Origin of the sequence: Shewanella sp. NFH-SH190041 (assembly GCF_024363255.1) — a bacterium.
GTDB lineage: Bacteria > Pseudomonadota > Gammaproteobacteria > Enterobacterales > Shewanellaceae > Shewanella.
This window is the reverse complement of sequence record NZ_AP026070.1, coordinates 1,702,776-1,715,488: the sequence shown is the minus strand read 5'-3', so window position 1 is coordinate 1,715,488 and position 12,713 is coordinate 1,702,776. Positions and strand designations below refer to the sequence as shown.

The following is a 12,713-nucleotide window of genomic DNA, read 5'->3' as shown; positions in this document are numbered from 1 at the left end:
TATTTGCTTTCAACTTTTGAGCAAATGGAATCGCTATGACTCAATCTTGGGTGCATCAAGCCATTGGCAAAATCGAGGCCGATTTTCAACGCAGCGCCGATACTCACTTGATCAAGCTGGATCTGCCGGCCATTGCTGGCATTGATATATATCTTAAAGATGAAAGTACCCACCCCACGGGTAGCCTGAAGCATCGCCTGGCCCGCTCACTCTTTTTGTATGCCCTCTGTAACGGTTGGATTGATAAAGATACCCCGATTATTGAAGCTTCATCAGGCAGTACTGCGGTATCAGAAGCCTATTTTGCTCGCTTGCTGGGATTACCCTTTATCGCTGTGATGCCCCGCAGTACAGCTCGCCGCAAAATCGAACAGATTGAGTTCTATGGTGGTCGCTGTCATTTTGTCGCCCACAGCAGTGAGATCTACGCCGAGTCAACCAGATTAGCCGCTGAACTTGGGGGACACTATATGGATCAGTTTACTTACGCTGAGCGAGCAACGGATTGGCGCGGCAATAATAATATTGCCAATGCTATTTTTGAGCAGATGCAGAAAGAGCCCCACCCCATTCCGCGCTGGATTGTGATGAGCCCCGGCACCGGCGGCACTTCAGCAACCATTGGCCGTTACCTGAAATACCAGTGCCTGCCCAGCAAACTCTGTGTGGTAGATCCGGAAAATTCGGTGTTTTATGACTATTTCCAACACAGGGATAACAGCCTGCAAAGCCAAAGTAGCAGCCGAATAGAAGGTATTGGCCGCCCCCGGGTGGAACCATCATTTATTCCCGGCGTGATCGATACCATGATAAAGATCCCCGATACCGCCGCTATTGCAGCCATACATTGGTTAGAGCAGCAGATTGGCCGTAAAACTGGCGCATCCACCGGAACCAATCTGTTTGGTGCACTATTATTGGCGGCAAAGATGAAACAAGCTGGTGACACCGGCTCTATTGTCACCTTGATCTGTGATCCTGGCGAGCGATACCTCGATACCTATTACAACCCTGACTGGATTACTGAGCATATTGGCTGCTGTCAGGCCATGACAGATAAATTAACTGCGTTCAATCACAGTGGCGAACTGACGCTATAATCGCTCGGTTTAGTACCAGTACTAAATGACCAATAACGGCTAACGACAAGGGAAATTAACGGATAAATTATCTGTAGTGTTCCATAAAAAATGCCCCAACTGTATCGAACAGATAGGGGCATTTTTTATCACTGGATACCATACAGAGCTCAATCTTGAGGTTGCGAGCTTAAACCTCAGTCGATATTAATATATTTATGAGTCTGTACGGATAAACGCCAGTTACGGGCAATACAGGTGGCCATTGCCAACTCGGTCGCCCGATGTTTTTGACTGATGGGTTGCAGACAAATGGTTTTGTCACTGATATCCACATTGCGCAGCAATTGATCCAGCTCATCAATATGGGCTTGAGTCGCTACCGGATGCTTGATCTCATTTGCCCGCACTAATGCTTGGGGCTGCACCGCTAATCCACCTTTCATATTAATCTTAGGGGATACTGTCACCCAGGTGTCTTGAGAGCAACTGACATTAAAGGTACCACTGGTCTCAATCTGGCATTGGTAACCAGCCTGCTCAAGCGCATCAGTGAGCGGTATTAAGTCGTGCATACAAGGCTCACCACCGGTGATCACCACATGCTTGGCCTTAAATCCTTTTTCTGCAAAGGCGGCCAACAATCCAGCCGCATCCAAGTAAGCCCAGCGCCCCTGCTCGCCATCAACGGTAATCACTTGCGCGACTGGCACCTTATTGGCCTCATCCAAGGTCCAAGTATGGCGGGTATCACACCAGGCACAGCCTACCGGGCACCCTTGCAGCCGGACAAAAATCGCCGGGACGCCAGTGTACACACCTTCGCCCTGAATCGTTTCAAATACTTCATTTACCGGATACTGCATTTCCCCTCCAAAAACCTTGCGCCCTTCAATGCGCAGCCCGGTGTTATAAAAGATTTTCCCGCGAATCGCAAGCCGATAGATGTTCAACCCCCACCATGGCAGGTAGAATAGAGGTTTTTAATTTCAGGGCACTACCATGTCAAAAGCCATTGTTGTTTTCAGCGGCGGCCAGGACTCCACCACCTGTGTGATCCAGGCGCTTTCCCAATATGATGAAGTTCACGGGATCACCTTCGATTACGGCCAACGTCACCGCCAAGAAATTGAAGTTGCACAGCAATTGGCCAAGCAACTGGGGTTAACCAGCCATAAAGTACTGGATGTTGGTCTATTAAATGAGTTGGCCATCAGCGCCCTGACCCGGGACAATATTCCGGTATCCAATACCTTGATGGACAACGGGCTGCCCAATACCTTTGTACCGGGTCGCAATATTCTGTTTTTAACACTGGCGGGAATATACGCTTATCAGCTAGGCGCAGATGCAGTCATTACCGGCGTCTGTGAGACTGACTTTTCCGGCTATCCTGATTGTCGTAATGATTTTATCAAAGCGATGGAACAGGCACTGGTGCAGGGAATGGATCGTCCTTTGGCGCTGATCACGCCCTTGATGTGGCTCAATAAAGCTGAAACCTGGGCGCTGGCAGACAAGTACGGTCAATTAGATTTGGTCCGCAATCATACTCTGACTTGTTATAACGGTATTATCGGCGAAGGCTGCCATGAATGTCCGGCCTGTAAACTGCGGGCCCGGGGTCTCCATGATTATCTCGCTGATAAAGAGACTGTTATGCAAGCTCTTGAGCAAAAATGCAACCACGCTTAAGCCACGCACTTAACTCTCCTTGGGGCGTAGCACTGCTTTTAACTCTGCTGTGCCCGCTACTGTTTACCCTGGGGCTAGCTGATCAGCTGGCTCTACGTCCCCATCTTATCCAGCAAGATGAGTTTTATCGACTGCTGAGCGGACATTATCTGCATACCAACTTATGGCATCTGCTGATGAACTTGGCCGGGCTGTGGATTATTCTGGCTGTGTTTAATTTGCCCTTTACCTTTTTCAGCACGCTATTGTTGCTTTTGCTGCTCAGTGGGATGATAGGACTAGAAATCATCTGGTTTTTCCCGGCAATTACCGGCTATGTTGGCCTGAGTGGTCTGCTGCACGGTCTGTTTGCCTTTGCAGCGCTGCGTGAAGGTCTGCTTGGGATACGTCTGGGCTGGCTACTGCTCGGTGGCATCATAGCTAAAGTCATCTATGAACAGCTTGCAGGTGCCAGTGAGACCATGACCACCATGATTAACGCCAAGGTGGCGATAGATGCCCATCTCGCGGGAGTTATCGCTGGCGTTATACTTGCGGGGGGCTATAGCATTTATCACCGGTGGCGTCATTCTAGTGATAAGTCGCCTTAGGTAGCCTGCCCACAACTTCAATCACAGTCTGTCACCCGGCGCAAAATCACCCCGTTCTGTGGCAGGCTTATATGATTAATTAGTCTGAGTACTGCTTAATCGTACTGCCAATATTATTATCACAATCAAATACAGCAGACAGTCGCTAGATTAATAACGCTGTCTGCTGCAATTAGCTTGCCGTAGCAAAACTATGGCAAGGTTATTTATTGCAATGGTCGCACTTCTGCTGCGGTTGGGAAAATCCGCTGCCAGTCCTGCTGCATATCCACCACCATCCAGTTTCGTGCTTTAGCTTGCTGCATCAATTCTGGGGTAAATTTGCCTTCAAAAGTCTGACTATCATAAGCCCACTCCCTTTTGGCATCAGTATGATGAACCAAGATATTAAGATATGGCCGCGGCTGGGCTGCCGTCCATGCCAACATGGGTAAATCCCCAGTAGAGTTCCCTACCGCCATAATCGGTCTTTTGCCTATTTGCATGGCGATATTGATCGGTTTTTGCTTGCCATCATTCACTGAAACTAGTTTTGCAGTTTTATGCAGCACAGCCTCACCATCAATAACTTGATACTCATAGCCAAATGTGGTGCCGATTACCTGCTGTGGCGGGATATGATAAATCGCCTGACTCCAAGGCTGCACAAAGGCACTGCCTGCACCTGTCACGATATAGACCGTAAAGTCATGGGCCTGTAGATAATCTAGCAACTCAATCATAGGCTGGTAAACCAGCTCAGTATAAGGACGATTAAAGCGTGGTGAGCGGGCTTGTGCTAACCAGTCCAATACCCGCTGACGATATTGAGCCGGGGTAATATCGGCTTGAGCCTGAGCCATAATGGGGATCAGCGCTTTCCAGCCATGCTCAAATAATGATGTTAGCTTGCCATCAAGCAACCACTGATAAGGCGGTGTAGTCTGCCACGCTGGATGCGCGGGCGCTTGTTGCCGAACCTGATCAAAAGAAAAGGTCAGCTGAGTATAAGTTGGCTTTTCTGACCAAAGCGTACCGTCATTATCGAATACGGCAATACGATCTGCTGGTGCAACATATTCTGGTGAATGGCTATCGGTAACTTTGGTGACAAAAGCCACAATCCGCTCTTTTTGTTGTGGGTTACGCCACAAGGAAAGCGCCTGAGGCTCTGCGGCCTGTACGATGGCTGTGAAAGGCAAGAGTATTATCAGTAGCATTACTTGCCAGGTCGATAAGGGTTTCAAGGGATGTTCCTCTTTGATGATGAAATACTTAACGTTAACGCAGTGAGTACCGCGTTATCGCGCGCAGCCTGTCAGCTTCACAGTGACAGGCAAGGACGTCGTCACTCCCCTCATGAGTCATGGCCGGATAGCTGCGAGTAACACCGCATTGAGATACCGCGAGCGCGCCGAAGCGGAAAACAGCGCAATAACCTTGCCCATACCACCCACTCCAACGCGCAACGCTGAGCACACCAGTTCTGTGATATGCCCTGAAAACAAGCACCATCTGGCCTTTCACGATGAATATCGTCAAGGCAACAGTGCTTTAATCGCGATAAGAGGTTTAATGCCTAGTCTAAAGAGCTAAAGCCATCAAAAGCGCTCGTCAAATCAGCCTAAAAGATGAACAAACGCAAGTTAATTGGAAACCAGTCGCGACCTTAATTCGCGAACCTTATCCCTTAACACCACAGCCTGCTCAAACTCCAGATTTCTGGCATGCTCCTGCATTTGTTTCTCTAGTCGGTCAATTTCATGACTCAGTTCAGCCATACTCTGTCCTTGGTAAGACTCACCTGACTCAGCAACCCGGCGCAGACTGGATGAGGACGACTTAGGAGAATGATATCGTTTATCTTTCTCACTATCCCCAAGATCCATCACATCTGTAACTTTCTTTGATACACCTTTTGGCACAATGCCGTGGGCCAAGTTAAATTCATGCTGCTTTTCCCGTCGACGGGCTGTTTCCCCCATAGCTTTGCCCATGGAATCGGTAATACGATCAGCATAGAGAATGACCTTGCCATTGATATTGCGGGCCGCGCGGCCAATGGTCTGGATCAAAGAACGTTCTGAACGCAAAAAGCCTTCTTTGTCCGCATCCAGCACACACACCAGTGACACTTCAGGCATATCCAACCCTTCCCGTAGTAGGTTGATGCCAACCAATACATCAAACATGCCCAAGCGCAGATCGCGGATAATTTCTACCCGCTCAACAGTATCGATATCCGAATGCAGATAACGCACTCGTACGCCATGCTCATCAAGATACTCGGTTAAATCCTCTGCCATACGTTTGGTCAGCGTCGTCACCAGTATCCGCTCGTTCACCGCAGTACGTTTACCAACTTCTGAGAGTAAGTCATCCACCTGGGTGCCAACTGGACGCACTTCAATTTCAGGATCAAGTAACCCGGTTGGCCGGACCACCTGCTCTGCGATTTCGCCGTCACTTTTATCCAGCTCATAATTACCAGGGGTGGCGGAAACAAAGATCGTCTGAGGCATCAATGACTCAAACTCTTCAAATTTCAGCGGCCGGTTATCCAGTGCCGACGGCAGACGAAAACCATATTCCACCAGTGTCTCTTTGCGAGAACGATCCCCTTTATACATTGCGCCAATCTGTGGCACAGTGACATGGGATTCATCGATAACCAACAGGCCATCTGCTGGCAGATAATCCAATAATGTTGGTGGGCCTTCACCTTCTGCCCGGCCAGACAGATAACGGGAGTAATTCTCGATACCAGAGCAATACCCCAGCTCAATCATCATCTCCAAGTCATACTGTACCCGCTCAGTAATGCGCTGAGCTTCGATCAATTTATGATTATCTAACAACTGCTGTTTACGCAGTACCAGCTCTTCTTTTATCTGCTCTGTTGCTGCTAGAATTTTTTCTCTGGGGGTCACATAGTGAGTTTTTGGATACACCGTTGTTCGGGCAATCCGTTTCACTATCTGCCCAGTTAAAGGATCAAATTCACTGAGCCGCTCAATTTCATCATCAAATAGCTCAACCCGAATCGCATCCCGATCTGAGTCAGCGGGGAAAATATCAATCACCTCGCCGCGTACTCGAAAAGTACCACGCTGAAAATCCATATCATTGCGGGTATATTGCAGCTCACTAAGCCGCTGCAATATATCCCGCTGCCCCATCAAGTCTCCCTGACGCAAATGCAACAGCATCTTTAGATACGAGTCGGGGTCACCCAAACCATAAATGGCAGAGACAGAAGCGATAAGTACGACATCTTTGCGCTCTAACAGTGCTTTGGTAGCAGATAACCGCATCTGCTCAATATGAGCATTTACCGAAGCGTCTTTTTCAATAAAAGTGTTAGACGCGGGGACATAAGCTTCCGGCTGATAATAATCATAATAAGAGACAAAATATTCCACCGCATTATGGGGGAAAAACTCTTTCATCTCGCCGTATAGCTGGGCGGCCAAGGTTTTATTTGGCGCCATAATAATGGTTGGACGGCCAAGGGACTTAATTACATTAGCGACGGTAAAGGTTTTACCTGAGCCGGTCACGCCGAGCAATGTTTGCCGGGCTAATCCGGATTCAATGCCGTCAACTAATTGAGCAATGGCGCTAGGCTGATCTCCAGCAGGCTGGTATTGGGATTCCAATCGAAACACAGTGTCAGACACAAATAAGCTTCCTCTGTCATTGAGCGGTTATTTTAATCCCACCTCCTGACAAGCTCCAGTATGATTTTCAATACGCCATTGGTATATCAAATCGGCAACTGGATAAAAACCGAGCTGGAAACTGATTTCAGCAGCAAAAAACACCGCAAAGTTTATCAAAATCCATTAAAACGGCATAAACGCGTTAATTTAATACACAAGACAATGTTGCAGCATAATTACAAAATTGATAACCATCTTAAATACAACCTTACGACGACTTGATTTTATTAAATCATTGTATTTAAAGGTTTTTATTTTAAAACTGTAAAACTGTGCATTTTAAGTCCAACCCGCATTCCATCTGGCTTTGCAAGCATTTCAAACGTGTAACTAACAGGGTTATCCACAGAAACAGTGGATAACTGAATCTAGGCCAGAAATAATGGGGGTTACGGCTATCATGACCAATTGATACAGCCATGGCCAATAGATGAAATTTAATTACATTTGCAATGTGGGTGGCAACTTCACAATATTGTCATCGCAAAATAAAACACATTTCATTGACACCCAGGTTGGGCTAATGGTCATCACACCAACAAGATACCGCTTTTACTGGCACCACCGCATGTTTGAAAACCCCATCTTTGTAACTGAAAATACCGGCAACACAGGTAATGATAGCATCCACTCACTTACAGGCCTTGCCAATGATAAGTCTGGCTAATTATAGGTACGGTTTATTAAATGGGAGTGATTAATAATGGGTGGCTGTTAATAATAGGCACTGTTAACTACGAAGATGTAGTGCCGCTATGAGTATCAATAGCACAATCGCACGAGTGCCATTCACTGATGCTAGTATGGAAACTTAGTCTTAATCTTAATCTTAATCTCAACTACCTCGCCAGCGAAACCAAACCAAATAGCTTATCGCTTAGGTACTTCGAAAAATTCTTCAGCATATAGGATATCAACTGCGACTCCGGCGATCCGTGACATCACAGAGTCAAAATTTAACACTCTCTATTATTCACCTCTATCTCTGATGAGCCGCTCGTTTTATGACCAGCACAAACTCCCCACCTTGCCGATCCCCCCCTATCAGCCCTATTGCATAAGAGAAATTTGTTCGTGATATTGTTAACCCACCGCTTATTATCAAAGATAGATTGAATAATATTTGGCCGCGGCAGATAACGCAGTTAATATTCACTTTGGCATTTAGGCGTATTTATTCAACAATCTGTTGATTAACCCGCCGCTTATGCACATTAGATGAGCACTTAACGCTATAATTCCACTTTTTTTTATAACGCGAGTTGACTCATCTGACAGAGCGATTTACTATGCGCTCCGTTCTCAGCGAGACGCTGCAGAAAAGCGATTCCCCCGTAGTTCAGTCGGTAGAACGGCGGACTGTTAATCCGTATGTCACTGGTTCAAGTCCAGTCGGGGGAGCCACTTACTGCACAATGATATTCCCCTGTAGTTCAGTCGGTAGAACGGCGGACTGTTAATCCGTATGTCACTGGTTCAAGTCCAGTCAGGGGAGCCACGCTGAAACATGATGAGTAATCATCAGTAAATAAGATAATTCCCCCGTAGTTCAGTCGGTAGAACGGCGGACTGTTAATCCGTATGTCACTGGTTCAAGTCCAGTCGGGGGAGCCACTTATTTACACAGAGTTAAATCACAATTCCCCTGTAGTTCAGTCGGTAGAACGGCGGACTGTTAATCCGTATGTCACTGGTTCAAGTCCAGTCAGGGGAGCCACTTTATTAGTGTAATGATTTAATGCTGACCATCGATTCCCCTGTAGTTCAGTCGGTAGAACGGCGGACTGTTAATCCGTATGTCACTGGTTCAAGTCCAGTCAGGGGAGCCACTTTGGTCAAATAGCAAATTCAATTCCCCCGTAGTTCAGTCGGTAGAACGGCGGACTGTTAATCCGTATGTCACTGGTTCAAGTCCAGTCGGGGGAGCCACTTTGCCAATAATGTTGTACTGTTTTATGTATTAGATCGATTCCCCCGTAGTTCAGTCGGTAGAACGGCGGACTGTTAATCCGTATGTCACTGGTTCAAGTCCAGTCGGGGGAGCCACCTTACCGTGTTTTATCAATTTAATACTTAACCATCGATTCCCCTGTAGTTCAGTCGGTAGAACGGCGGACTGTTAATCCGTATGTCACTGGTTCAAGTCCAGTCAGGGGAGCCACTTTGGTCAAATAGCAAATTCAATTCCCCCGTAGTTCAGTCGGTAGAACGGCGGACTGTTAATCCGTATGTCACTGGTTCAAGTCCAGTCGGGGGAGCCACTTTGCCAATAATGTTGTACTGTTTTATGTATTAGATCGATTCCCCCGTAGTTCAGTCGGTAGAACGGCGGACTGTTAATCCGTATGTCACTGGTTCAAGTCCAGTCGGGGGAGCCACCTTACCGTGTTTTATCAATTTAATACTTAACCATCGATTCCCCTGTAGTTCAGTCGGTAGAACGGCGGACTGTTAATCCGTATGTCACTGGTTCAAGTCCAGTCAGGGGAGCCACTTTGGTCAAATAGCAAATTCAATTCCCCCGTAGTTCAGTCGGTAGAACGGCGGACTGTTAATCCGTATGTCACTGGTTCAAGTCCAGTCGGGGGAGCCACTTTGCGCAATCAAGTATCCATGATTCCCCTGTAGTTCAGTCGGTAGAACGGCGGACTGTTAATCCGTATGTCACTGGTTCAAGTCCAGTCAGGGGAGCCACTTGAGCTCATACCTTATCGTCACCTTTCCCCCTGTTTTATTTGTACCTCAACAAACAACACCCACGATCAATCGATAGACACTCTAATTCAGTTTCGACAAAATATGCTTTAGCCGCCGGTTTTGCGTTACCACAACATTCTCATCCCCCACATCCTCTAACTGATACCCATTACTCATTACAGCTAGTCATTTGAGCATTGTGACATCCTGCTAAAGCACCACATCACACCACCTATCATATTTTGCAGCAAGATATCGCCAACAGGCACAATTCCCTGTATATTCGCGATGTTATGCAATGGAATGACTAACAATGACTTAATGGGAATGGATGCCACATGGGTTACACCAAGCGAACTGCTTTTTTTTTACTGCTGATTTTCTGCACTATCGCGACACTCGACTACTGGCAAAATAGCAAACACTGGCACGCCCATGTTCAGCGTAATCAGCAACAGATCACGAATACGCTGCAAAGCGTTATCGATACACCAAACGATAATCCTGCAAGGAAAATCTACACTCAGCTTTCAGAGCTATTCGCAATCGAGTTTTATCAATTCAGACAATTGCAAACTGGGGTCACGCTTACCCATGGGCAAAATCTGCCTAGGCAACGCGAATTAAGCACCTTGCTGTTTCCAGCACCAAGCACAACACATTATCACCTGACCATTAATGGCGTCCCGACGGACATTACCGTTAAAGTTATTCTGTCGCCAAATGTGCTTTATCAGCGCACCCTCGGCTTGGCCGGGCTGCTGGGCAGCACTTGGCTTCTCTTTGTGTTGTACTTATTGATACTTGGCATTGGGCAGCGAAAAAAAATCAGCTATTTATCTTCTTATATCAGTCAATTAGCCTCACTAACATTTACGCCAGTACAAGCATCTCGGCTAAAAGGGGCATATCGGCCTGTCGCCGTTGCTTTGGAGCAATGCCGTAAAACGTTGCAACATAAGATCAGTCAATTTGAATCTGAAAATGCCAAACTTAATCAAGTCGCATTTATTGACCCGATGACGGGGTTTGGTAGTCAACAAAAATTCACCCAGTTACTTGATAAGCTGGCAAAAAATAAAGAGCACATCTCAGGAATGCTGGCACTGATAAAAGCAACGGAGCTTTCCAGTATCAATCAAGCCAATGGCCGGGATGCCGGTGATGATTACCTCACTCATATTGCCCATTGTCTGCGTCAAGTTGGGCAAACTGTCCCTGCGGCGCAGTATTTTCGCATTGCCAGTGGCGATTTTATTCTCTATTTACCAGAGCTCACCCTCAGTAATACCCCGCTTATCAGCGCAAAACTGCAAACAAGCCTTAACCATTACCAGCAAAATACACAACTTAATACCATTGCCCACACGGGACTGGTCCCCTGCCAGAGTGGCCCGGCTGCACTACACGTATTAACCCGAGCCGATATTGCAGTATCCATTGCCCAGACCCAGGGCCCCAATGCCATATATATATTGCAATCATCGGATGAGCATGCTCCAGACGCCGAGCAATGGCAAAACGAGCTGCGCAATTTAATCCGTGAACGGCGCATCAAACTACAGCAACAACCTATCAGCGCCGGACAACAAAAAGGCGATTGTTACACCGAATTACTGGCGACATTTTATAATCCGCAGCACAGCGCCCTTCCCACACGCACCGTAATTGCGATGGCGGAGCGCTATGCCCTTGGGACTGAGTTGGATAAACTCATTATTGCAACAGCGGTTCACAGCCTAAGCCAAAATGCCGCATTAAGGGGCAGCTTTGGCATCAATATCAGTCCCACCAGTATTATCAGCAATGATTTTCTCGCTTGGTTAAAGCAGCTCCTCAGTCGCCATACCAGTTTGGCATCCAGATTAGTATTTGAATTGCCTGAAAATGGCATGCAAACCAACCTCCCGGCAGCCTACCGTTTTGTTCGACTGATCCACAGCCTTGGGGCCCGCGTTGCTATCGAACGCTTCGGTAACAGTTATACCGCGTTTAAGTTTTTCCGTGAGGTAAAACCGGACTTTATAAAATTAGACAGTAACTACAGCCGCAATATCGCCGAAGATAGCAATAACCAGTTCTTTATTCGTATGATCGTCGATATTGCCCGGCGTATGGGCATCAGGGTTATCGCCACGGCCGTAGAACAGCAGCATGAAAAAATGATGCTGGAAAAACTGCTGCTTGATGGGTTGCAGGGCTATTATATCGCCCGCCCGCAGCCATTATCTGCTCAGGCAGAGACGCCAAACCACCAAAGAGACACTGCTCAAATTTGATTCGAAGTCCAGTAACCCTGCATTTCGCGTGTTGTTTCTGCTCAGCAAAAAGCTGATAATGTGATTAAGCACAGACTAAACATGTAATGAGATGAGCGAATATCTCCTGTTGTTGATCGGTACTGTACTGGTCAACAATTTCGTATTGGTAAAATTCCTTGGTTTATGTCCATTTATGGGGGTCTCCAGCAAACTGGAATCCGCCATCGGCATGTCTATGGCCACCACCTTTGTTATGACGCTGGCCTCGATTTTAAGCTATCTGGTCAACGTCTACCTGCTGGTTCCCTTTGAGTTGGGCTACCTCAGAACCATGGCGTTCATTCTGGTTATCGCCGTAGTGGTACAGTTTACGGAAATGGTGGTACAAAAAACCAGTGCCACTCTATACCGGGCACTGGGGATCTATTTGCCCCTGATCACCACTAACTGTGCCGTGCTGGGTGTGGCCTTACTCAATATCAATGAAAATCACAACTTTATGCAATCTGCTATCTACGGGTTTGCTGCTGCACTGGGTTTTTCTCTGGTTCTCATTCTATTCTCTGCAATGCGTGAACGCCTGGCGGCGGCCGATGTGCCAGCCCCTTTTAAAGGCGGTGCCATCGCGATGATCACTGCAGGCCTGATGTCCCTAGCATTTATGGGATTTGCGGGGCTGGTAAAATAACA

Annotated in this window: 8 protein-coding genes and 13 tRNA genes; 18 read left to right on the top strand and 3 right to left on the bottom strand. The window is 47.2% G+C overall.

Annotated features, from left to right (window positions below):
- Positions 1-35: 35 nt before the first annotated feature.
- On the top strand, positions 36-1,100 hold the full coding sequence (locus tag NFHSH190041_RS07590) for a PLP-dependent cysteine synthase family protein (protein WP_261924632.1): 1,065 nt from the start codon (positions 36-38) through the stop codon (positions 1,098-1,100).
- Positions 1,101-1,276: 176 nt separating this feature from the next.
- Here the strand turns inward: NFHSH190041_RS07590 and queE are convergent, their stop codons facing one another.
- Positions 1,277-1,945, bottom strand: a complete 669-nt coding sequence (gene queE / locus NFHSH190041_RS07585; RefSeq protein ID WP_261924631.1) for a 7-carboxy-7-deazaguanine synthase QueE — start codon at positions 1,943-1,945, stop codon at positions 1,277-1,279.
- Positions 1,946-2,081: 136 nt separating this feature from the next.
- On the opposite strand from queE, the gene queC reads away from it, so the two are divergent.
- Entirely contained in the window at positions 2,082-2,774 is a 693-nt protein-coding gene (queC, locus tag NFHSH190041_RS07580) for a 7-cyano-7-deazaguanine synthase QueC (protein ID WP_261924630.1), read from the top strand.
- Positions 2,759-3,364 carry a rhombosortase gene (gene rrtA, locus NFHSH190041_RS07575; RefSeq protein ID WP_261924629.1) on the top strand — a complete coding sequence of 202 codons (606 nt, stop codon included), beginning with the start codon at positions 2,759-2,761 and terminating at the stop codon, positions 3,362-3,364. Before queC ends, rrtA begins: the two co-directional genes overlap by 16 nt.
- A 206-nt stretch (positions 3,365-3,570) precedes the next feature.
- Here the strand turns inward: rrtA and NFHSH190041_RS07570 are convergent, their stop codons facing one another.
- The gene (locus tag NFHSH190041_RS07570; protein ID WP_261924628.1) at positions 3,571-4,590 is read right to left on the bottom strand and encodes an HAD family hydrolase; all 1,020 of its coding nucleotides are present in this window, start codon (positions 4,588-4,590) and stop codon (positions 3,571-3,573) included.
- A gap of 399 nt (positions 4,591-4,989) precedes the next feature.
- Positions 4,990-7,023 (bottom strand): excinuclease ABC subunit UvrB, encoded by a 2,034-nt coding sequence (gene uvrB / locus NFHSH190041_RS07565; RefSeq protein ID WP_261924627.1) that lies wholly within the window; start codon positions 7,021-7,023, stop codon positions 4,990-4,992.
- A gap of 1,370 nt (positions 7,024-8,393) precedes the next feature.
- On the opposite strand from uvrB, the gene NFHSH190041_RS07560 reads away from it, so the two are divergent.
- The 15 genes from NFHSH190041_RS07560 to rsxA all read left to right on the top strand — a co-directional run bounded on the left by NFHSH190041_RS07560 (position 8,394) and on the right by rsxA (position 12,711).
- Positions 8,394-8,469, top strand: a tRNA-Asn gene (locus tag NFHSH190041_RS07560).
- Between the two features lie 18 nt (positions 8,470-8,487).
- Positions 8,488-8,563 (top strand) — tRNA-Asn (locus NFHSH190041_RS07555).
- 40 nt (positions 8,564-8,603) lie between these two features.
- Positions 8,604-8,679, top strand: a tRNA-Asn gene (locus NFHSH190041_RS07550).
- Between the two features lie 27 nt (positions 8,680-8,706).
- Positions 8,707-8,782, top strand: a tRNA-Asn gene (locus tag NFHSH190041_RS07545).
- A gap of 36 nt (positions 8,783-8,818) precedes the next feature.
- Positions 8,819-8,894, top strand: a tRNA-Asn gene (locus NFHSH190041_RS07540).
- Positions 8,895-8,918: 24 nt separating this feature from the next.
- A tRNA-Asn gene (locus NFHSH190041_RS07535) sits at positions 8,919-8,994 on the top strand.
- Between the two features lie 41 nt (positions 8,995-9,035).
- Positions 9,036-9,111: transfer RNA gene (locus tag NFHSH190041_RS07530), tRNA-Asn, on the top strand.
- A gap of 39 nt (positions 9,112-9,150) precedes the next feature.
- Positions 9,151-9,226, top strand: a tRNA-Asn gene (locus tag NFHSH190041_RS07525).
- Positions 9,227-9,250: 24 nt separating this feature from the next.
- A tRNA-Asn gene (locus tag NFHSH190041_RS07520) sits at positions 9,251-9,326 on the top strand.
- 41 nt (positions 9,327-9,367) lie between these two features.
- Positions 9,368-9,443 (top strand) — tRNA-Asn (locus tag NFHSH190041_RS07515).
- A gap of 39 nt (positions 9,444-9,482) precedes the next feature.
- A tRNA-Asn gene (locus NFHSH190041_RS07510) sits at positions 9,483-9,558 on the top strand.
- 24 nt (positions 9,559-9,582) lie between these two features.
- Positions 9,583-9,658 (top strand) — tRNA-Asn (locus tag NFHSH190041_RS07505).
- A gap of 25 nt (positions 9,659-9,683) precedes the next feature.
- Positions 9,684-9,759 (top strand) — tRNA-Asn (locus NFHSH190041_RS07500).
- Positions 9,760-10,100: 341 nt separating this feature from the next.
- Complete coding sequence (locus NFHSH190041_RS07495) at positions 10,101-12,041, top strand: EAL domain-containing protein (protein WP_261924626.1); 1,941 nt, start codon at positions 10,101-10,103, stop codon at positions 12,039-12,041.
- Between the two features lie 91 nt (positions 12,042-12,132).
- Positions 12,133-12,711: an electron transport complex subunit RsxA gene (gene rsxA / locus NFHSH190041_RS07490; protein ID WP_261924625.1), complete on the top strand. Its 579-nt coding sequence runs from the start codon at positions 12,133-12,135 to the stop codon at positions 12,709-12,711.
- Positions 12,712-12,713: the final 2 nt, after the last annotated feature.